Genomic DNA, 20,533 nt, shown 5'->3' with positions numbered 1-20,533 from the left:
CAGGTCACTCCGGCTGCCAGGCCTCGTAATCGCGCCGCTCGGCCGGAGCCTCGCGACGGATCGAGCCGGGCGGAACATAGGCGAGCACTGTGCCGGTCAGGTTTTCCTGATGCGGCTTTTCCCAGGCCCGGTGCAGCAGCGGCGAGGTCGTCGGCGGCTGATCCCAGGTGAAGTGCAGCCAGCCGTGCCAGTCGGGCGAGACCCGGCTTGCCTCGGATTCGCCGTTGAAGATCACCCAGCGGCGCTTGGCGTCGCGGGTCTGGTAGAAGATGTTGCCCTGATCGTCCTCGCCCACCCGGACGCCGTTGCGCCAGGTGTAAAGCTGGGTGCCGAGCGTCTGGCTGTTCCACCAGGTCAGAAGGCGCTTCAGGAATTCCATCGAAATCCTCCGGGGTGGTTTGCCCTGATATGGACCAAGGGCGCGGCGAGGTCCAGTGCTTCCGGTCCGCCGTCGCCTTGGCGTGACCGGGCGGGCGAAGGGTTGCCGAACCGTGAACGCAGCGCACCACGAACGGCCCGAAATCGGGCGGATGGGCGGCAAGGCATTGGAAAGGCCGGGAAATGGGGATACCGAAACCACACCGAAACCACACCGAAAACACACCGACGTTGTGCAGACGGATGCCGGGCCGGCGGGGGTTTCACACCCCCGCACCCCCGTGGGATATTTGAAAACGGAAGACTGGGGGGCGCGGTCTCGGTCAGAGCGCGGGCGGGTGCCTGCCGGGCCAGTCGGTGGCGCGGTGGTAAGCCTGCCCAAGGCGCAGGATGGCGCGATCGGCGCCGCGCGGACCGAAGAGCTGCATCCCCATCGGCAGGCCATTGGCGCCGAAGCCCGCGGGGATCGCGAGGGCGGGCAGGCCGACGAGGCTGACCGGGATCACCACCTCCATCCAGCGGTGGTAGGTGTCCATCGGTTGGCCGTTGATCGTTTCCGGGTAGCGCCAGCCCACCGGGAAGGGCCAGACCTGCGCCGAGGGCAGCACGAGGGCATCATGGGTCTGGAAGAGGTCGGCGAGGGTGGCGAACCATTGCGAGCGGAGGATGGAGGCGCGGTGCACCTCCATCGCCGAGAGGGCGAGGCCGCGTTCAATTTCCCAGATCATCTCGGGCTTCAGGAGCGCGCGGGTCTCGGGGTTGGCGTGCAGGGGCGCCATGCCGCCCGCGATGGCGAAGCTGCGCAGCATGATCCAGGCGTCCCAGAGTTTCGCGGCGGGAAACGGCGGGGCGACGGGTTCGACGTGGGCGCCGAGCGCGGTGAAAGTTTCGAGTGCGGTTTCGCACAATGCGGTGATGCCCGGTTCCATCGGGTAGGCGCCGCCCCAGTCGCCCAGCCAACCGATGCGGGCGCCTTTGGGGTCGGCGTCGAGGTCGGCGGCGAAAGGTTCTGGCGCGCGGGAATGCGGCAGGCGGGCATCGGGGTGGGCGAGGGTTTCGAGCAGGCGGGCGACATCCTCGACCGTGCGGCCCATCGGGCCATTGGTGGAAAGCTGGTGCAGGAAGGTGTCGCCGACCGGATCGGCGGGCACGAGGCCGTAGGACGGGCGCAAGCCGTAGACGTTGCAGAATGCGGCCGGATTGCGCAGGCTGCCCATCATGTCCGAGCCGTCGGCGACGGGGACGAGGCGTGCGGCGAGTGCGGCGGCGGCCCCGCCGGAGGAGCCGCCGGCCGAGCGGCTGAGGTCGTAGGGGTTGTGGGTGACGCCGAACACCGGGTTGAAGCTGTGCGAGCCAAGGCCGAATTCGGGCGTGTTGGTCTTGCCGATCAGGATCGCGCCCGCCGCGCGGAGGCTGGCGGCCAGCAGGTCGTCCTCGTCCGGGATCAGGTCGGCGAAGATCGGTGAGCCGGAGGTGGAGCGGATGCCCTGCACCAGCGCCAGATCCTTCACCGCCATCGGCAGACCGTGGAGCCAGCCCTTGCGCGGGCTGTTGTCGGCGGCTTTAGCCTCGGCCAGGAGCACGTCGCGGGGACGGAGCGAGATCACCGCGTTGATCGCCGGGTTCACTTTTTCGATGCGGTCGAGATGGGCCGTCATCACCTCCACCGCCGAGGCCTGGCGCGCGGCGATGAGGGTGGAGAGGGCCGTGGCGGAAAGCGCGGTCAGGTCGGTCATGGCTTACACATGCAGGGGGGCGCGGCGGGCGGCCCAGGGGGCGGCGGCTTCGACCTCGGCGCAGAGGGCGATCAGTTCCTCATCGGCGCCAAAGCGGGCGGCGAGGTGGATGCCGATCGGCAGGCCCCCGGCCGTCATGTGCAGCGGCAGCGAGGCGGCGGGCTGGCCCGAGGCGTTGAAGGCGGCGCAGAAGGGGGAGTAGGCGAAGACGCCCTGCGGGCCGATGCGGAAGGCGACATAATCCGTGGTGTCGTGGTTGAAGCGGCCGATGCGGGCGGGCGGCTCGGCGAGGGTGGCCGTCAGCAGGATGTCCCACGGCTCGAAGAATTCGGCCATCTGGCGGCCGTAGCTGTGCACCTCGCCCACCGCCTCCAGATAGCGCTCGCCGGGGATGGTGGCGGCGTGGGCGATGGCACCGCGGGTGACGTTTTCGATGGCATCCGGGGCAAGCGGGCGGCCGTTGAGGGTCTTGTGGACCGAAAGCGCCGCGCCGCAGGCGACGATATCGGTCCAGGCGCGCATCATGCCCGGCGTGTCGGCCTGCGGCCTTGCGTGTTCGATGTGGTGGCCGAGGTGGGCCAGCAGTTGAGCGGCGGCATGGACGGCGGCCTTGCAATCGGGGTGGATCGGGTCGCCGGTCAGGGTGGTGTCGCAAAGTGCCACCCGCAGGCGGCGGGGGGGCCTTGTGATCGAGGCGGCATGGCCACGGCCCAAAGGCGGCGCCCAGTAGGGCGCGCCAAGGTCGGCGCCTTCGCAGGCGTCGAGGAAGACGGCGGTGTCGCGCACGGATGTGGTCAGGAAGCCGTCGATCGCCATGCCGGCCCAGCCCTCGCCCGCGTAGGGGCCATCGGGCAGGCGGGCGCGGGTCGGCTTGAAGCCGAAGAGGCCGCAGGACGAGGCCGGGATGCGGACCGAGCCGCCGCCATCGGAGCCATGCGCGGCGGCGACAATCCCGGCCGCGACCGCGGCCCCTGCCCCGCCGGACGAGCCGCCGGGGGTGTGGTCGAGCGCCCAGGGGTTGCGCGTCGGGCCGCCGTAAACGGCGGATTCGGTGGCCGGGCCGATGCCGCCCTCGGGTGCGGTGGTGCGCCCGAAGCTGACGACGCCGGTGGCGCGGATGCGCTGATAGATCGCCGAATCGCGCCCATAGCGGGTGTTGGCCCAGAGCCGGGAGCCGCTGTTGGAGGGGAAATCGACCGCCTCGCAGCCGAGATCCTTCAGCAGGAACGGCACGCCGCGGAACGGGCCGCGCGGCAACCCGTCGCGGATCGCCTTGCGGGCGACGTCCTGCTGGATCAGCACGACGGCGTTGAGGGCGGGGTTCAGCCGCTCGACCGACTCCAGCGCCGAATCGAGCAGCTCGTCGGGGCTGACCTCGCCGCGCGCGACCAGCGCGGCCTGCGCGGTTGCGTCCATGGTGCCATAGCCCTCGATCATCGCCTGTCCTCCGCCGCGCGTTGTTCGGGGCGAGCGTAAGGGGCGGGGCCGCGCTGTCCATGCCAAAGGCGGCGCAAAGGTCGTTTTTGCGGCACGGTTTTGCGGCACGGGGGCGGGAAGCGACACCCCGGCGCGCGGTGGCGACGGCGGTGCGAAGGGGCGCTTGACAGAGGCGTGATTTGGGCTAGGCAGGAGGGGCTTCGGTTCCGGGCTTTGCCGTCCGGATCCAAAAGGGAATGCGGTGCGGCCTCGGATGGGGCCAAGTCCGCGGCTGCCCCCGCAACTGTAAGCGGCGAGCGACGGCTGACGATGCCACTGGGGGCCACCCCGGGAAGGCCAGCCCGAGCGACGACCCGCGAGCCAGGAGACCTGCCGAAGTGATCACCCTTTCCGGGCGCGGGGCGCGCCCCGGACGCGGTTTGTCCGCAGTGGTGACGTTCACCGTCTGCGGCGGGCTCTGCCCTCCAAGGACCGACCAAGGACTCGCGCGGGCAGCCCCCGCGTTTCGGAAGGCATGGACAGATGCGGTTACTTCTTCTTTTCACCCTCGCGGCGGCCCCGGTTGCCGTCCACGCCCAGAGCTTCGATCTGGGCGAGATCGTGGTCTCGCCGAACCTGGAACCGACCGCGCTGAACAAGGTCGGCGCCACGGTCGATGTGGTTGACAGCGACCAGTTGCAGAACGCCGCACAGGGCAGCGTGGCGCAGGCGCTGGCGTTTCAGCCCGGCATCACGATCACGCCCAAGGGCGGCGTCGGCGGGCAGGCCTATGTTTCCGTGCGGGGGGCGCCCAGCTATGACGTGCCGGTGCTGGTCGATGGCATCGACGTCACCGACCCCTCGGGGCCGCAGGTGGCCTTTGACTTCGGCCATCTCGGCACCGCGGGGATCAGCAGCATCGAGATTCTGAAGGGCTCGCAATCGGCGCTTTACGGGTCATCCGCGGTCGGGGGCGTGATCGCCATCACCACCCGGCATGCGACCGAGGACGGCGTTCACACCTACTACGCGGCCGAGGTTGGCAGCTACAAGACGGCCAACCTGAGCTTTTCGACGACGCTGAAGACCGGCGACAGCGATCTGGCGCTGATGCTGAGCCATACCGGCACCGAAGGCTTTCCGGCCTGGACGGGCAGCTACGCCAACGGCAAGGATGACGGCTATTACGCCAACCGGCTGTCGCTGAACGGCAGCCACACCTTCGCCAATGGGGTCCGCTTGGGCTTTGCGGGCTTTGCCGAGGCCAACCACGGCGACTATTTTCCCGGCGGGTTGCCGTTTGCCGCTGACCCGGTTGCGCTGGCGCCATTCGCCACGGCAACGCAGACCTCCGACACCTCGGCGCTGCGGGTCTATGCGCAGTTCGACACCGGGGCGGTGCAGAACACCCTGTCGGCCAGCACGTTCCGCATCACGCGCTCCTATGTGGAAGGCCCGGCCGAGATCGCCAGCACCAACGACTACACCGGCAGCCGCACCAAACTGGCCTATCAGGGGGCGGTCAGCCTCGGCGCCCGGGCCCGGCTGGTGTTCGGCGCCGATACCACGCGCGAGACCTTCGACGAGGTCTATACCAGCGCCTACGGCAGCTCGCCCGAGGGCGCGGACCGGCGCATCAGCGGCACCTTCGCCGAACTGAGCTACAGCCCGACCTCGGCCATCGACCTGACCGCCTCTGTCCGCCACGATCAGGATTCGGTCTTTGGCGGCGCCACCACCGGGCGGCTGGCCGCGGCCTGGCGGCCAGACAACAGCGTGACGGTGCGCGCCTCGGCGGGCACCGGGTTCCGCGCGCCTTCACCTTACGAACTCTACGACCCCTATGCCGGCAACACGGCGCTGAAACCCGAGAAAAGCCGGAGCTTCGATCTGGGGATCGAGAAACGGTTCGGGCCGGACAGCTACATCCGGGCGACGGCCTTCGCGCTCTCGGCGCATGACCTGATCGACTACAGCTATGTGACCTACAGCTATGTGCAGGCCATCGGCACCTCGCGCCGTCAGGGGATCGAGCTGGAGGGGCAGACCAAGCTGGGCACCGCCACGCTGACCGCCGCCTATACCTACACCGACAGCGTGGCGAGCGCGACGACAAGCTGGGCCGCGGTGCCGCGCAACGCGCTGGCGCTGACGCTGAGCGCGCCGCTGGGGGCCAGGCTGACCGGGTCGCTGTCTGCACTGTCGGGGTTTGCCCGGCCGAACGGGATGGCCGACTATACGGTGGCGGGCGCGGGGCTGAGCTATGCGGTCACCGACCGGGTGCAGGCTTACCTGCGCATCGAAAACCTGTTCAATGCCAAGTATCAGTTGGTGCAGAACTACGCGACAGCGGGGCGGTCGGTCTATGTGGGGATCCGTGCGGATTTCTGACCTGATCATAGCGGCGACCGTCGCGCTGGGGCTTGCCTCCGGCGCGGCGGCGATGCCTGCGCGCGTGGTCTCGATGAACCTCTGCACCGACCAGCTCGCGATGCTGCTGGCGGCACCGGGGCAACTGGTGTCGGTCTCTTTCCTCGCCGCCGACCCGCTCAGCTCGGCGATGGTGACCGAGGCGGCGGCTTACCCGAAGAACCACGGCCAGGCCGAGGAGGTGTTCCTGATGCACCCCGATCTGGTGCTGGCGGGCACCTATACGACGCGGGCCAGCGTCGATCTGCTGCGCCGGTTGGGGGTGCAGGTCGCGGTGATCGACGCGCCGACCTCGCTGGACGGCGTGGGCGGCGCGATGCGGGCGGTCGGCGCGGCGCTGGGGCGCAACGCCGAGGCCGACGCGATGACCGACCGTTTCGACGCCGATCTCGCCGCGCTGCGGGCCCGCGCGCTGCCCCCCGACCGCGCCGCGATCTATGCCCCCAGCGGCTTCACCTCGGGCCCCGGCACGATCGCCGACGACATCCTGCGCGCGGCGGGGTTCCGCAACGTCGCGGCCGATGCCGGGATCACCGGCTATGCGCGCCTGCCGCTGGAGCGGCTGGTGCTGGCCGCGCCCGACGCGCTGGTGACCGCGCAGCACTACCCCGGCGCCTCGCGCCCCGAGGCGATCCTGAGCCATCCGGTCTTGCGCGACATGCTGGCCCGGATCGGCCCGCCGCAGGTCGCCGGGCCCGATTGGGATTGCGGCACGCCAAAGCTGATCGGCGCCATCGCGGCGTTGCAGGCGGCCCACCCGGCGGCGCGGCCATGAGGCGGTGGCTACTTTTGTCGCTGCTGGGGGCGCTGGTGGCGGTGCTCTTCGCCGCGTCGCTGCTGATCGGCCCGGCGCATCTGCCGGTCGGCACCAGCCTGCGCGCGCTGTTCGGCGCTGCGTCGGAATCGCGCGCGATGGTGCTGGTGATGCAGGAGATCCGGCTGCCGCGCGCACTCCTCGGGCTGCTGGTGGGGGCGGCGCTGGGGCTTTCCGGCGCGGCGTTGCAGGGGTTTCTGCGCAACCCGCTGGCCGAACCGGGGCTGATCGGCATCTCGGGCGCCTCGGCGCTGGGGGCGGTGATCGCGCTGCAAACCGGGCTGGCGGCCGCCTTCGCGCTGGCGCTGCCGCTGGCGGCGCTGGCCGGCGCGGCGACGGCGGTGGCGTTGATCCTGCTGCTGGCCGGGCCGCGCGGGTCCACCCTGACGCTGATCCTCGCCGGGATCGCGGTGTCGGCGCTGGCCGGGGCGCTGACGGCGCTGGTCCTGAACCTGTCGCCCAACCCCTATGCCGCAACCGAGATGATGTTCTGGCTGATGGGCTCGCTGTCCGACCGCGCGATGCTGCATGTCTGGCTGGCGGCACCGCTGATCCTGCTGGGCGGCGGCGTGCTCCTCAGCCTCGGGCGTGGCCTCGATGCGCTGACGCTGGGCGAGGACGCGGCCGAGGCGATGGGCATCCGGATCGGGCGACTTCGGCTGGCGCTGATCCTTGGCACGGCGGCGGCGGTCGGCGCGGCAACGGCGGTGGCCGGGGCGATCGGTTTTGTCGGCCTCGTGGTGCCGCACCTGCTGCGCCGCGCGGTCGGCGCGCGGCCCTCGGCGCTCCTGCCCGCCTCGGCGCTGGGGGGGGCGGCGATGGTGCTGGCCGCCGATATTGCGGTGCGGGTGATCGCGCCCGAACGCGATCTGCAACTGGGCGTGCTGACGGCGCTGGTGGGGGCGCCGCTGTTCCTGAACCTGATCTGGCGCAGCCGGGGGGAAGAGGCATGATGCTGCTGACGCTCGACCATCTGACGGTGCGGCGCGGCCAGTGCCCCGTGGTGGACGATGTCAGCTTCACCGTGGCCGAGGGGGAGTGCGTCGGCCTGATCGGCCCGAACGGCGCGGGGAAAACCACGCTGTTGCGCGCGGCGCTGGGGCTCCTGCCGGCCGAGGGCCGCTCCAGCCTCGCCGCACTGTCGCCGCGCGCCCGCGCCCGTGCTGCCGCCTGGCTGCCGCAGGCGCGCGAGGTCGCCTGGCCGGTCACGGTGCAAACGCTGGTGGCGCTGGGCCGCACGCCGCACCTTGGCCCGCGCGGCCCCTCCGCCGCGGATCGCGCGGCGGTTGACCGGGCGCTGAGCCGGATGGGGCTGGCGGCCTATCGCGACCGCGACGCCACGCAGCTTTCGGGCGGCGAACAGGCGCGGGTGCTGATCGCCCGCGCACTGGCGCAGGAAACGCCGCTGCTGATCGCCGACGAACCGATCGCGGGGCTGGACCCGGCGGCGCAGATCCGCACGATTGAGGTCTTCGCCCGCCTCGCCGCCGAAGGCCACGCGGTGATCGCCGCGCTGCATGACCTCGGGCTGGCCGCGCGCCACTGCACCCGGCTCTTGATGCTGTCGCGCGGACGACTGGTGGCGGACGGTCCGCCCGAGGCGGTGCTGACCGAGGCCAACCTTGCCGAGGTCTTCGGGCTCCGCGCGCATGTGGAGCGCACGGCCGAGGGGCTGGTGGTGCAGCCGCTGGGCGTCACCGGATAACTCTTCCCCACTTTCGGTCTGCAAATATCCCGCGGGGGTCCGGGGGCGCGAAGCCCCCGGCTTTCGCCGCCTCGCCTCAGAAGTCGAACTTCACGCCCTGCGCCAGCGGCAGCTTCGCCGAATAATTCACCGTGTTGGTGGCGCGCCGCATATAGGCCTTCCAGGCGTCGGAACCGCTTTCACGGCCGCCGCCGGTTTCCTTCTCGCCGCCGAACGCACCGCCGATTTCGGCGCCCGAGGGGCCGATGTTGACGTTGGCGATGCCGCAGTCGGACCCGGTGGCGGACAGGAAGGATTCGGCCTCGCGCAGGTTCAGCGTGAAGATGCAGGACGACAGGCCCTGCGGCACGTCGTTCTGCAGGGCGATGGCGTCTTCGAAGCGGTCGTAGCCCATGACGTAGAGGATCGGGGCGAAGGTCTCCTCGCGCACGATGGCGGTTTGCGCGGGCATTTCGACCAGCGCGGGTTCGATATAGGCGCCGCCCTGCGGCACGCCCGCGGTGACGGTGCGGCCGCCGTGGACGGTGCCACCCTCGGCGCGGGCCTGTTCCAGCGCGGCCAGCATGCGGTCACGGGCAGCGTGATCGACCAGCGGGCCGACCAGCGTGGTGGCGGCGCGCGGGTCGCCGATGGGCAGGCTGGCGTAGGCTTTGGTGAGGCGGGCGACGAGGTCGTCGCGGATCGAGTTGTGGGCGATCAGGCGGCGCAGCGAGGTGCAGCGCTGCCCCGCCGTGCCGACGGCCGAGAAGACGATGGCGCGCACCGCCATGTCGAGGTCGGCCGAGGGGGCCACGATCATCGCGTTGTTGCCGCCGAGTTCAAGGATCGCACGGCCGAAGCGTTCCGCCACTTTCGGGCCGACCGCGCGACCCATGCGGGTCGATCCGGTGGCCGAGACGATCGCCACCTCCTTCGCGGCGACCAGCGCCGCGCCGACCTCGGGCCCGCCGATCACCAGTTGGCACAGCCCCTCGGGCGCGTCGCCGAAGCGGGCGAGCGCGCGGGCGAGGATGTTCATCGTGGCCAGCGCGGTCAGCGGCGTCTTTTCCGATGGCTTCCAGATCACCGGATCGCCGCAGACCAGGGCCAGCGCCGCGTTCCACGACCAGACCGCCACCGGGAAGTTGAAGGCGGTGATGACGGCGCAGGGCCCGATCGGGTGCCAGCTTTCCATCATGCGGTGGCCGGGGCGTTCCGAGGCGATCGTCAGGCCGTAAAGCTGGCGCGACAGGCCCACGGCGAAGTCGCAGATGTCGATCATCTCCTGCACCTCGCCCAGCCCTTCCGACGCGATCTTGCCGGTCTCCAGCGTGACCAGCGCGCCGAGGTCCGCCTTGGCGGCGCGCAGTTCCTCGCCCAGCAGGCGCACCAACTCGCCCCGGCGCGGCGCCGGCACGTCCCGCCACGCACGGAAGGCGGCTTGCGCGCGGGCGATGACCTGGGGCATTTCGGCGGCCGGGGTCACCGCGATGCGGGCGATCTCGGCGCCGTCGATCGGCGAGTAGACCGGCAGGCTGCCGCCGGTCAGGACGGCGGGGCTCAGCACGGCGGGGGTCAGGCCAAGGGCGGCGAAAAGCGGGGCGGTATCCATGTCTGGCACACTTCCATAGGGGCGTTGCGACAGGGATGCACCGTCGCGGCGCCGAGGTCCAGCCCCTCGCGGCGGGACCGGACGCGGACCATCGGTGGCTAGCTGCCCTTGCAGGTGCCGGTGCGCCCCACTAAGACTCTGGCAACGAAACGACGGTAGACATTCCGGAACCAGCAGGCGGACCGACATGAGAGACCCGATCGACACCTACATGAATACCCTCGTCCCGATGGTCGTCGAGCAGACCTCGCGCGGCGAACGGGCCTACGACATCTTCTCGCGCCTTCTGAAGGAGCGGATCATCTTCCTTGGCGGCCCGGTGCACGACGGCATGTCGAGCCTGATCGTGGCGCAGCTTCTGCACCTTGAGGCGGAAAACCCGTCCAAGGAAATCTCGATGTACATCAACAGCCCCGGCGGCGTGGTGACGAGCGGCCTGTCGATCTACGACACGATGCAGTACATCCGCCCGAAGGTCTCGACCCTGGTGATCGGGCAGGCGGCCTCGATGGGCTCGCTGCTGTTGACGGCGGGCGAAAAGGGGATGCGGTTCTCGCTGCCCAACAGCCGGATCATGGTGCACCAGCCCTCGGGCGGGTATCAGGGTCAGGCGACGGACATCATGATCCACGCCCGCGAAACGCAGAAGCTGAAGGACCGGCTGAACGCGATCTACGTCAAGCACACCGGCCAGCCACTCGAAGCGGTGGAGGCGGCGCTGGAGCGTGACAACTTCATGTCGGCCGAGGATGCCAAGGCCTGGGGCCTGATCGACGAGATCGTCGAAAGCCGCGGCAAGGCGGAAGACACTTCGAAGTGACAGCACAAGGTGGCGGGGCAAATGCTCCCGGCATTTTGGCATTGTGAAGGTTCCATGGCTGCCCTAAAGTTTTGATGGGCAGTCGGGCAGAAGGACGCACCGCCTCGCAAGGGGATCAGGCGCGCCGCAGAGGTGACAGATGGCAAGCAATTCCGGTAGCGACAGCAAGAACACGCTCTACTGTTCGTTCTGCGGCAAGAGCCAGCACGAGGTTCGCAAGCTGATCGCAGGGCCGACAGTCTTCATCTGCGACGAATGCGTCGAACTGTGCATGGACATCATCCGCGAGGAAACCAAGACCTCGGGACTGAAAGCCACCGACGGGGTGCCGACCCCGCGCGACATCTGCAAGGTGCTGGATGACTACGTCATCGGCCAGGTCCACGCCAAGCGCGTACTCTCGGTTGCCGTGCACAACCACTACAAGCGGCTGAACCACTCGGCGAAGGCGTCCGACATCGAGCTGTCGAAGTCCAACATCCTGCTGATCGGGCCGACCGGCTGCGGCAAGACCCTGCTGGCGCAGACGCTGGCGCGCATCCTCGACGTGCCGTTCACGATGGCGGATGCGACCACGCTGACCGAAGCCGGCTATGTCGGCGAAGATGTGGAAAACATCATCCTGAAGCTGTTGCAGGCCAGCGAATACAACGTCGAACGCGCCCAGCGCGGCATCGTCTATATCGACGAGGTCGACAAGATCACCCGCAAGTCCGACAACCCCTCGATCACCCGCGACGTGTCGGGCGAGGGTGTGCAGCAGGCGCTGCTGAAGATCATGGAAGGCACGGTGGCGAGCGTGCCACCGCAGGGCGGGCGCAAGCATCCGCAGCAGGAATTCCTGCAGGTGGACACCACGAACATCCTGTTCATCTGCGGCGGTGCCTTCTCGGGGCTTGAAAAGATCATCGCACAACGGGCCAAAGGCTCTTCGATCGGCTTCGGCGCCGACGTGAAGGAGAACGATACCCGCGGCGTCGGTGAGATGTTCAAGTCGCTGGAACCGGAAGACCTTTTGAAGTTCGGCCTGATCCCGGAATTCGTCGGCCGCCTGCCGGTGATCGCCACGCTGACCGATCTCGACGAAGATGCGCTGGTCACCATCCTGACCGAGCCGAAGAACGCGCTGGTGAAGCAGTATCAGCGCCTGTTCGACATCGAGGGCGTGGACCTGACCTTCACCGACGACTCGCTGCGGGCGATCGCCAAGCGCGCGATCAAGCGCAAGACCGGCGCCCGCGGCCTGCGCTCGATCATGGAGGATATCCTGCTGGATACCATGTTCGAACTGCCGGGGCTGGATGGCGTCGAAGAGGTCGTGGTGAACGAAGAGGCGGTGAACACCACCGAGGCGCAACCGCTGCTGATCTATTCCAAGTCCAAGGGCGAGCCCGCGACGGCGAGCTGAGCGGGACGCGAGAGGGATTGAGGGGCGGGCCGAAGGGCTCGCCCTTTTGCTATGGACCGCCCCTACCCCCGCCCGTCCAGCGTGCTCACCGCCCCGTACAAATCCACCCGGCGGTCGCGGAAGAGGCCCCAGCTTCGGCGCAGGGCGTATATGGCGTCGAGGTCGAAGCTGGCGGTGATGACCTCCTCGCGGTCGCGTGAGGCTTTGGCCGCCAGTTGCCCGGCCGGGTCGGCGATGAAGCTTGATCCGTAGAAGGTCAGCGGCACACCCTCGGGCGCCACCTCGGTGCCGATGCGGTTCGAGGCGATCACCGGCAGGATGTTCGCCGCCGCGTGGCCGCGCATCGTCGCCTCCCAATGCGGCTGGCTGTCGTAGCCGGGGTTGGGCGGTTCCGATCCGATCGCGGTGGGGTAAAGCAGCATTTCGGCCCCCATCAGCGCCATCGCGCGGGCGGCCTCGGGGAACCACTGGTCCCAGCAGATCGCCAGCCCGATGCGGCCGACCGCGGTATCCCAGACCCTGAAGCCGGTGTCGCCGGGGGAAAAGTAGAACTTTTCCTCATACCCCGGCCCCTGCGGGATGTGGCTTTTGCGGTAATTGCCCAGCACCTTGCCGCCCGCGTCGATCATGGCGCAGGAGTTGTAGAAGGCGATCCCCGCCCGCTCGAAATAGGGGCAGGGCAGCACCACGTTCAATTCGCGCGCCAGATCGGCGAAGCGGGCGATCAGCGGGTGGCCTTCGAAGGGGGCGGCGAGGTCGAAGTATTCGGTGCGCTGGGTGATGCAGAAATAGGGCGCGGCGAACAGTTCCTGGATCAGGATGACCTGTGCCCCCTGCCCCGCCGCCTGCCGGATCAGCGCCTCGGCCGTGTCGGCGTTGGCAGGCAGATCCCAGCTGCAGGCGAACTGCGTCGCGGCGACGGTGACGTTACGCATCCATGAACCCTTCCAGCACGTTGACGGTGTTGATGCCGACCGCCTCGATGGCGTAGCCGCCCTCCATGCAGAACACCGTCGGCAGGCCAAGGCGGGCGATGCGGCGGCCCGCGTCGGTGAAATCGGGGCTGTCGAGGCGGAAGAAGCTGATCGGGTCGTCCTTGAACGCATCGACCCCGTGCGAGACCACCAGCGCCTCGGCGCCCCAGGCCTTCAGCCGGGCGAGTGCATGATCGAGCGCCTCTGACCACGAGCCGTAGCCGGTGCCGGGGGGCATCGGGTAATTGGCGTTGGCGCCCTCGCCCGCGCCGGTGCCGGTCTCATCCGCGAAGCCGAGGAAATAGGGGTAGGCGTCTTCCGGTGCGCCGTGCAGCGAGGCGTAGAACACGTCGCCGCGGGCATAGAAGATGTCCTGTGTGCCGTTGCCGTGGTGAAAGTCGATGTCGAGCACGGCGACCTTTGCCGCGCCGTTGTCGCGCAGCATCTGGGCCACGATGGCGGCATTGTTCAGAAAACAGTAGCCGCCATACATGTCGGCGGTGGCATGGTGGCCCGGCGGGCGGCAAAGCGCGAAGGCCGCGCGCGCGCCACCCGCGACATGCCGCATCGCCGCCTGCGCCGAGGCGGCGGAGGACAGCGCCGCCGCCCAGGTGCCACCGGTGATCGCGGTTTCCTGCGACAGGCAGTAGTAGCCGGCCTTGCCATCGACGTTGCGCGGCACCCGGGCCATCTGCATCCGGCGCACCGGGACGTTGTAGGGGATCACCTCGCCCGCGTTGCCCGCCGCTTTCCACTCGCCCCAGATGGTTTCGAGGAAATCGAGGAAATCGGGCGCGCAGACGGCGCGGATCGCCGCCATGTCGGCGGCGCCGGGGTCGACGATATCCTTCAGCCCGCGTTCCTTCAGGCGGCGCAGGATGTATTCCATCCGGCTTGGCCGTTCGTAGGGCGTGACGAACTGGCCGCCCGACAGCTCGCCTTGCGGAAAGTGCAGCCGGTGATCTTCGCTGAAAAAGACTTTCATGGTGTTCCCCTGTTTTGCGGCCAGCTTGCCCCGGATGGCGGTCGCCGCCAAGGGGCCGCGCGGCGACACTTGGCGACGCGGCGCGACGCGGGTTAGGGTCGGCGCAGCAACCGAGGCCAGACAGGGGCGACCGAATGCTGGTGATGATTCTGGCGGGGCTCCTTGGCCTGGGCGTTGTGGCGGCGGCGGTGTTCTTCCTTGTCGTGCCGGGCGTTGCAGAGGCGCGGATGAACCGGGTCATCCCGCACGATCCCTGGCCGGTCTCGGCCGCGGCGCGGGGGCTGCATGACCGGCTGGTGGTGGGCGACTGGCACTGTGACAGCCTGTTGTGGAACCGCGACCTGACACGGCGGGGCAAGCGCGGGCATGTCGATCTGCCCCGGTTGCGCGAGGGCAACGTGGCATTGCAGGTCTTCACCGCCGTGACGCAGGTTCCCGCGGGCATGAACGTGCACGAGAATCTGGCGAAGAGCCGCGACCGCATCACGCTGCTGGCGATCGGGCAGCTTTGGCCGGTGCGGGCCTGGGCCAGCCTGTGCGAACGAGGGTTGCATCAGGCGCACCGGCTGCACCGGTTTGCGGCGAAGGCGCCGGAGGGGCTGCGCATCCTGCGCACCAAGGGCGATCTGGCGGCGCTGCTGGCATCGCGGGCGCAGGGGGTCAAGGTGGTCGGTGCCATCCTGGGCGCCGAGGGCGCGCATGTGCTCGACGCGCGGCTGGAAAACCTCGACCGGCTGTGGCAGGCCGGGTTCCGGCTGATCGGGCTGCATCATTTCCTGGATAGCGAGGTCGGCGGCTCGCTGCATGGCGCCAACCACGCCGGGCTGACCGACTACGGGCGGAAACTGGTGCGCGATCTGGTGGCGAAGGGCTTCATCATCGACCTGACGCATTCCAGCGTGCAGACCGCGCGCGACGTGCTGGCGATGACCGATGTGCCGCTGGTGGTCAGCCACACCGGCATCTGCTCGCACTGCCAGAGCCCGCGGAATTTTCCCGACGGCCTGATGGTGGCGATCATGGCGCGCGGCGGCGTGGCCGGAATCGGCTATTGGCAAGAGGTGATCGGCGACCCCAGCCCCGACGGCATCGCCGGGGCGGTCACGGCGGCGGTATCGCTGCTGGGCGCCGATCACGTCTCGCTCGGTTCCGACTTCGACGGCGCGGTGCCCGAGCCGTTCGACGTGTCGGAACTGGCCGCCGTCACCGACGCCTTGCTGCGCGCGGGCCTAGACGAGGCGACCATCGCCAAGGTGATGGGCGGCAACATGGCCCGTCTTCTGGCCGTGATGCTGCCCGAGGCGTAGCCCGGTCAGAACGCCGAATGACCGGTGAAATGGGCGGCCATGTCGGCGAGCGGTTCATCCACCAGATCACGCGGCAGGTCGGTGAACAGGCGCTGGTGCAGGCCGGGCGGCAACGCCTCGCGCAGCGCGCCCAGCATGTGGGCGGGGGCGGCGAGCACCAACCGGTCGAACGGCACGGCCAGATCGCGGGCGGCGATGGCCGCGACGATGTCCTCGGCAAAGCCCTTGCGCAGCTTTTCGTCAAGGCTGGTTTTCGGCTCGTAGACGACCCGCGCCCCGCCATGACCCAGCGTGCGCCCGGCGTGATCGGTATGCGCCGCGCGTTCGGCATCCATCCCGGACCGAACGACACATTCGATCTCGACCAGCTTCGCGCCGGGGCCGGGCATTTCGATGAACCGCGCCTTGTCGGCGCTGGCGACGACCAGAAGTGTCAGAACGGACTTCATCACGCGATCTCCTTGTTTCGGCTTGTGGGTGAGTCTGCACCGATTCCGGCGCCGTCACATTGATCCTGCTCAGGTTTCGGAGGGCATCAGCCCGAAACCGGCCGGATCAAACCCGGTTGCGGCGATCCGCGCCAGAACATCCTCCAGCAGGTCGGGCTTGCCCGCATTGAGGCAGTTCAGCCCGAAGTACCAATACAGGTAGCGCGCAAAGGGCCAGGCCGTGGCCTGTGCCGCGGCAATGGCGGCGTCGAGGCGGTCGGGCGCGCGCGCCGTGACGGCGCAATGGTGAAAATCCGCCTGCCCGCACAGGACCACCGGCACCCGGTGCAGCATGCTTTCCAGCCCGACGGCGGAGTTGATCGTCACTGTCACGGCCGCCCGGTCGAGAATGTCGTGCAGATTGGCGTCGGTCACGATCACGCGGCCGTCGCGCGCCGCCAGCGCCTCGGCGGTGGCACGGCCCTTGCCGTCGGGCTCCAGCGGGTGGGGTTTGATCACGATCGGGCGCGGATCGGGCCGCGCCAGCAGGGCCGCCAGCATCACCTCATGGCTCAGATAGCAAGTCTCGCGCAGCCCGCGATGTGCCTCGGATTGCAGGAAGACGGCGATGCAACCCGCGGGAAAGTCATTCTTTTCGCGCGGTTGGGCATAGCGGGAAATGCGATTGCCCAGCAGCCGCTTGCGCAGGCGTGCAAAAAACGCCTGCGCGGCCGACCCGTCGATCTGGTCGGGGTGGAACGGCATCGCTCCGATCGACGCGGTCGCGCGGAACCCCTGCGGGTCGAGGTGCCAGAACGGGTAGACATAGGCGAGGCCCGCGTTCAGCACCCGCGGGTGGCGCAGGTCGCCGTGGTTGACGATGTGGAAATGCGCATCCGCCGCAACCTCGGCCGCGAGGGTCAGGCGATCGAGCGGCACCATCTCGACGAAGCCGCCGCGCGCTTCAAATGCCGCGGCGAGGCGGCGGTAGATCGGGCTCGGCGGTTCGCCCCCGGCGCGCAGGGATGCGGCCGGGAGATGCAGGATCAGATGTGCGGGCTGCGCCATCAGGCGCCGGATGCGCCTGCGTAGATCATGTCGATCATGCGCTGGTTGCCGCGCGAGAATTCCAGCGGGCAGACATAGGGCGCGTCCTCCAGCACGGTCGCGTTGAAGGCGTCGATCTGCACCACGTAATGGTCAACCAGCGGAAAACGCTCGGTCTTGATGACGCCGGTGCGGTCACGGATTTCCAGCGCGTCGTCGCCGTAAAGCTTGGCGTTGAACGGCGACAGAACCTTGATCCAGCCCGCATCGCCGTGGAAATGCATCTGCTGGTAGCCGTGCATCCGCATCGAGACGTAGAAATCCATCGTGAAGCCGGGAAACTCGGCCCAGACGCGGGCGGTCGAGTCGATGCCGCGATCCCATTCGATCTGTGAGCGGATTGCGGTGGGTTCCTGCATCGTCACGAAACGGGTGGTGACGGACGGGTAGACGCCGATGTCGCGCAGCGCGCCGCCGGCCTGATCGGCATCGTTGCGGATGTTGTCGGGATCGTCGTTGAAGAAGGTGAAGCCGCCCTGCACATGGCGCAGATTGCCGATGGCGCCCTGCGAGATCAGCTCGCGCACCCGGTGCCATTGCGGGTGATGGGTGACCATGAACGCCTCGGCGGCAAAGCGCCCGGTGGCTTCGCGCACCGCGATCAGGTGGTCGATTTCCTCGGCCTTCAAGGCGATCGGCTTTTCGCACAACACATGCTTGCCCGCGCGCAGGGCCTTTTCCGTCCACTCCGCATGGGCGCCGTTGGGCAGCGGAATGTAGACGGCGTCGATCCCCGGATCGGCAAGCAGCGCCTCGTAGTCGTGGTGAATGCGCACCTTCCCATAGCGGTCGGCCAAGGCTTCGGCCTTGCCGGGGGTGCGGCTGGCGATGGCGGCGATGGTGCCGCGAGCGGAGTTGTGGATGGCGGGCGCCACCCATTCGCGGGCGATCTTGGCGGCGCTCAGGATGCCCCAGCGGACGGTGTTCGGCATGGTATCCTCCTTCGGTTCGGCCGGAGGGTAGTGCGGATCGGCGCGGAAGTGAACGGGGCGCGCAGGGCCCCGCGCGAATTCGCCGGGGCTCAGATCGGCGTCGCGGGTTTCGTCCGGGCCACGAGCCAGTGATTGAGCCGCCACATGCCCCAGGCCAGCGGGATCGCGGTCAGGCCGCCGATCACATAGGCCAGCGGCTGATCCCAGAAGCTTTCGAAGAACTGCGTATAGGCATGGATCGCCGCGAAGGTCAGGGCGGCGTTGAACAATCCGCGCTGATTGCGGACGGCCGCCCCAAGGATCATGGCGGCAAGCGCGATCGCCCAGAGCACCGCGTAAAGATTCGGAGAGATCACGAGGGTCGATTGCCGGAAAGCATCCAGCGCCTTTTGATAGGCGTCATAGTCGCTATCAGCGCCGACCGACGGCCCCCACAGGGTATTGCCGACGACATCCCCCCAGAGCGAACCCACCAGCGCGCAGAGATTGGCCACGATGAAGGCCAGCACGGCCAGCACCATCGCATGACGCGCCGAACGTTCCACGACCCGCCGCGCCAGCCAGAGGCAGGCGGCGATCAAGAGGGACATCTGCAGGATCGAAAGCGTCGGCTCGGGCGAATAGAATACATAGGCCGCATGGGAATATTCGCTCGACGTGTCAAGCACCTGTGCGAAGGGCACGATGGCAAGCGCCGTCACCAGCCGGACATCGGTAAACCACCCCGCCGCAGCGATCAGCACCGCCGCATAGAGCCACAGGAGGCTCAACGTCATGCCAGCGGTGCCGTTCTGAAGGAAAATGAACGCCAACCCACCAAGGTGCACGGCAACCCCCATCAGGAGGATCGAGCCGGACACGAAACCGGAGACGGCGCCAAGACGCTTCATCGCCAGCCCGGCGATCAGGGCGATCACGGCCCCGCTGGCGACCATGGTGTTTCCGGCGATGCCCGGGTTGTCCACGATCAGCTTGATCACCGCTCCGCCGATCATCATGCCGGCCCCGATCAGGGCCGCCGCATTGCCGAACATGTGGTAAAGCGCGCCGCCACGGGTCAGGATCAGGGCGCCGACAGCCAGCGCGAGCGTTCCGACGACGGCCGTTCCCAGCGGACTTTGCAGCCAGACGATCACCCCCACCGTCGCCGCAAGGATGCCGCTGCACAGCAGGGTGTTGATGGCAAGCATGACCATCGTTTCACGCGCGCGCGCCTCGATCACGTTGGCCTGTGCGCGCGTGATGATTCCGTCGGTCACCAGACGGTCCGTATCGGCGACTGATTGCATCCGCGCCTCCATGTCCAAGCGGTTGGACGAGTCTAGCACGGATTCCTGCGGGTGTGAGCGCCCGGATGCCTTGACGCCTCGTCCGCGGGGCAGATCCCGCGCCCCCGCCGGAACGAAAAGGGCCGCCTCTCGGCGGCCCCTCGGGTCGGTCCTCCGCAATCGTCACGCGTGTTCCAGCATGCCCTTTTCTTCGGCCAACTGGCGCATCCGGGTTTGCAGCTTCTCGAAGGCGCGCACCTCGATCTGGCGGATGCGCTCGCGGCTGACGCCGAAGCGGTCGGACAGTTCCTCCAGCGTCACCGGCTGGTCCTGCAGACGGCGCTGGTTGAGGATGTCGCGCTCGCGTTCGTTCAGCACGTCCATCGCGCGCATCAGCAGCTCGTGCCGCGCTTGCAGTTCATCGCGCTCGGCGTAATCGCCCGCTTGGTCGGCGCTTTCGTCCTCCAGCCAGTCCTGCCACTGGGTCGCGCTGTCGCCGTCCGATCCGACGATCGCGTTCAGCGAGGCATCGCCGCCCGACAGGCGGCGGTTCATCGCCACCACCTCGGACTCCGACACGTTCAGGTCATGCGCGATCCGGGTGACGTTCTCGGGGCGCAGATCACCCTCTTCCAGCGCGCCAAGCTTGGCCTTGGCCTTGCGCAGGTTGAAGAACAGCTTCTTCTGGGCGCTGGTGGTGCCAAGCTTCACCAGGCTCCACGAGCGCAGGATGTATTCCTGGATCGAGGCGCGGATCCACCACATCGCATAGGTGGCAAGCCGGAAGCCCTTTTCCGGGTCGAACCGCTTGACCGCCTGCATCAGCCCGACGTTGGCTTCGGAAATCACCTCGGCCTGCGGCAGGCCATAGCCGCGGTAGCCCATCGCGATCTTGGCGGCCAGTCTCAGGTGACTGGTGACCATCTTGTGCGCGGCTTCCGCGTCCTGATGGTCGACCCAGCGCTTGGCCAGCATGTATTCCACTTCCGGTTCCAGCATCGGAAACTTGCGGATTTCCTGCAGATACCGATTCAGCCCCTGTTCGGGCGACGGCGCCGGCAGATTTGCATAGGTGCTCATTCATGACCCCCTTGTTCCTCGGCCCCGTTGCCGGGCAAGGAACGCTTTGAGTTAGGTATTCGCCGGATGCCGTTCAAGATGCTTCTGACTAACCACAAGACGTCAACGGATGATGAAGCAGGTTCCGTCGCCACACCATCTGCATGGCAGGAGT

Annotated in this window: 18 protein-coding genes and 1 riboswitch; of the genes, 7 read left to right on the top strand and 11 right to left on the bottom strand. The window is 68.4% G+C overall.

The window, feature by feature from the left end; genetic code table 11:
• Window positions 1-4: 4 nt before the first annotated feature.
• The 3 genes from AC11WY_RS00825 to AC11WY_RS00815 all read right to left on the bottom strand — a co-directional run bounded on the left by AC11WY_RS00825 (window position 5) and on the right by AC11WY_RS00815 (window position 3,551).
• Entirely contained in the window at window positions 5-379 is a 375-nt protein-coding gene (locus tag AC11WY_RS00825) for an NADH:ubiquinone oxidoreductase subunit NDUFA12 (protein ID WP_482921514.1), read from the bottom strand.
• Between the two features lie 322 nt (window positions 380-701).
• A complete protein-coding gene (locus AC11WY_RS00820) occupies window positions 702-2,114 on the bottom strand; it encodes an amidase (RefSeq protein ID WP_482921513.1) in 1,413 nt (470 codons plus the stop codon).
• 3 nt (window positions 2,115-2,117) lie between these two features.
• Window positions 2,118-3,551, bottom strand: coding sequence for an amidase (locus AC11WY_RS00815; RefSeq protein WP_482921512.1), 1,434 nt, complete (start codon window positions 3,549-3,551; stop codon window positions 2,118-2,120).
• Window positions 3,552-3,735: 184 nt separating this feature from the next.
• A riboswitch (cobalamin riboswitch) is annotated at window positions 3,736-3,942 on the top strand.
• A gap of 131 nt (window positions 3,943-4,073) precedes the next feature.
• On the opposite strand from AC11WY_RS00815, the gene AC11WY_RS00810 reads away from it, so the two are divergent.
• From AC11WY_RS00810 to AC11WY_RS00795, 4 genes are read left to right on the top strand one after another with little or no spacing between them, the layout of a single operon-like run.
• Complete coding sequence (locus AC11WY_RS00810; protein ID WP_482921511.1) at window positions 4,074-5,921, top strand: TonB-dependent receptor plug domain-containing protein; 1,848 nt, start codon at window positions 4,074-4,076, stop codon at window positions 5,919-5,921.
• Window positions 5,908-6,735, top strand: a complete 828-nt coding sequence (locus AC11WY_RS00805) for an ABC transporter substrate-binding protein (protein WP_482921510.1) — start codon at window positions 5,908-5,910, stop codon at window positions 6,733-6,735. Before AC11WY_RS00810 ends, AC11WY_RS00805 begins: the two co-directional genes overlap by 14 nt.
• Window positions 6,732-7,727: a FecCD family ABC transporter permease gene (locus AC11WY_RS00800; protein ID WP_482921509.1), complete on the top strand. Its 996-nt coding sequence runs from the start codon at window positions 6,732-6,734 to the stop codon at window positions 7,725-7,727. Before AC11WY_RS00805 ends, AC11WY_RS00800 begins: the two co-directional genes overlap by 4 nt.
• Window positions 7,724-8,479: an ABC transporter ATP-binding protein gene (locus AC11WY_RS00795; RefSeq protein ID WP_482921508.1), complete on the top strand. Its 756-nt coding sequence runs from the start codon at window positions 7,724-7,726 to the stop codon at window positions 8,477-8,479. The genes AC11WY_RS00800 and AC11WY_RS00795 overlap by 4 nt, the downstream gene beginning before the upstream one ends.
• Before the next feature lie 76 nt (window positions 8,480-8,555).
• Here AC11WY_RS00795 and amaB read toward each other — a convergent pair whose 3' ends face one another.
• Window positions 8,556-10,070, bottom strand: a complete 1,515-nt coding sequence (amaB, locus tag AC11WY_RS00790) for an L-piperidine-6-carboxylate dehydrogenase (protein WP_482921507.1) — start codon at window positions 10,068-10,070, stop codon at window positions 8,556-8,558.
• A gap of 187 nt (window positions 10,071-10,257) precedes the next feature.
• On the opposite strand from amaB, the gene AC11WY_RS00785 reads away from it, so the two are divergent.
• Both AC11WY_RS00785 and clpX read left to right on the top strand, forming a co-directional pair.
• Entirely contained in the window at window positions 10,258-10,890 is a 633-nt protein-coding gene (locus AC11WY_RS00785) for an ATP-dependent Clp protease proteolytic subunit (protein ID WP_482921505.1), read from the top strand.
• 139 nt (window positions 10,891-11,029) lie between these two features.
• Window positions 11,030-12,298 carry an ATP-dependent Clp protease ATP-binding subunit ClpX gene (clpX, locus tag AC11WY_RS00780; protein ID WP_482921503.1) on the top strand — a complete coding sequence of 423 codons (1,269 nt, stop codon included), beginning with the start codon at window positions 11,030-11,032 and terminating at the stop codon, window positions 12,296-12,298.
• A gap of 62 nt (window positions 12,299-12,360) precedes the next feature.
• Here clpX and aguB read toward each other — a convergent pair whose 3' ends face one another.
• Together aguB and AC11WY_RS00770 are read right to left on the bottom strand one after the other, a co-directional pair.
• On the bottom strand, window positions 12,361-13,233 hold the full coding sequence (gene aguB, locus AC11WY_RS00775) for an N-carbamoylputrescine amidase (RefSeq protein WP_482921501.1): 873 nt from the start codon (window positions 13,231-13,233) through the stop codon (window positions 12,361-12,363).
• Window positions 13,226-14,257: a histone deacetylase family protein gene (locus AC11WY_RS00770; RefSeq protein WP_482921499.1), complete on the bottom strand. Its 1,032-nt coding sequence runs from the start codon at window positions 14,255-14,257 to the stop codon at window positions 13,226-13,228. Before AC11WY_RS00770 ends, aguB begins: the two co-directional genes overlap by 8 nt.
• Before the next feature lie 134 nt (window positions 14,258-14,391).
• Here AC11WY_RS00770 and AC11WY_RS00765 point away from each other — a divergent pair, with 134 nt between their 5' ends.
• A complete protein-coding gene (locus AC11WY_RS00765) occupies window positions 14,392-15,564 on the top strand; it encodes a dipeptidase (protein ID WP_482921497.1) in 1,173 nt (390 codons plus the stop codon).
• Between the two features lie 5 nt (window positions 15,565-15,569).
• On the opposite strand, the gene AC11WY_RS00760 is transcribed toward AC11WY_RS00765, so the two are convergent.
• The 5 genes from AC11WY_RS00760 to rpoH all read right to left on the bottom strand — a co-directional run bounded on the left by AC11WY_RS00760 (window position 15,570) and on the right by rpoH (window position 20,379).
• A complete protein-coding gene (locus tag AC11WY_RS00760; protein ID WP_482921495.1) occupies window positions 15,570-16,013 on the bottom strand; it encodes a host attachment protein in 444 nt (147 codons plus the stop codon).
• A gap of 69 nt (window positions 16,014-16,082) precedes the next feature.
• Window positions 16,083-17,060 carry a capsular polysaccharide export protein, LipB/KpsS family gene (locus tag AC11WY_RS00755; protein WP_482921493.1) on the bottom strand — a complete coding sequence of 326 codons (978 nt, stop codon included), beginning with the start codon at window positions 17,058-17,060 and terminating at the stop codon, window positions 16,083-16,085.
• Window positions 17,060-18,031, bottom strand: a complete 972-nt coding sequence (locus AC11WY_RS00750; protein WP_482921491.1) for a Gfo/Idh/MocA family protein — start codon at window positions 18,029-18,031, stop codon at window positions 17,060-17,062. The genes AC11WY_RS00755 and AC11WY_RS00750 overlap by 1 nt, the downstream gene beginning before the upstream one ends.
• A gap of 89 nt (window positions 18,032-18,120) precedes the next feature.
• Complete coding sequence (locus AC11WY_RS00745) at window positions 18,121-19,320, bottom strand: hypothetical protein (RefSeq protein WP_482921489.1); 1,200 nt, start codon at window positions 19,318-19,320, stop codon at window positions 18,121-18,123.
• Between the two features lie 162 nt (window positions 19,321-19,482).
• Entirely contained in the window at window positions 19,483-20,379 is an 897-nt protein-coding gene (rpoH, locus tag AC11WY_RS00740) for an RNA polymerase sigma factor RpoH (RefSeq protein ID WP_482921487.1), read from the bottom strand.
• Between the last annotated feature and the right edge of the window lie 154 nt (window positions 20,380-20,533).

Source organism: Solirhodobacter sp. (assembly GCF_964715405.1).
Note: the sequence above shows the minus strand (reverse complement) of the source record. Positions and strands in the feature narration are given on the sequence as shown.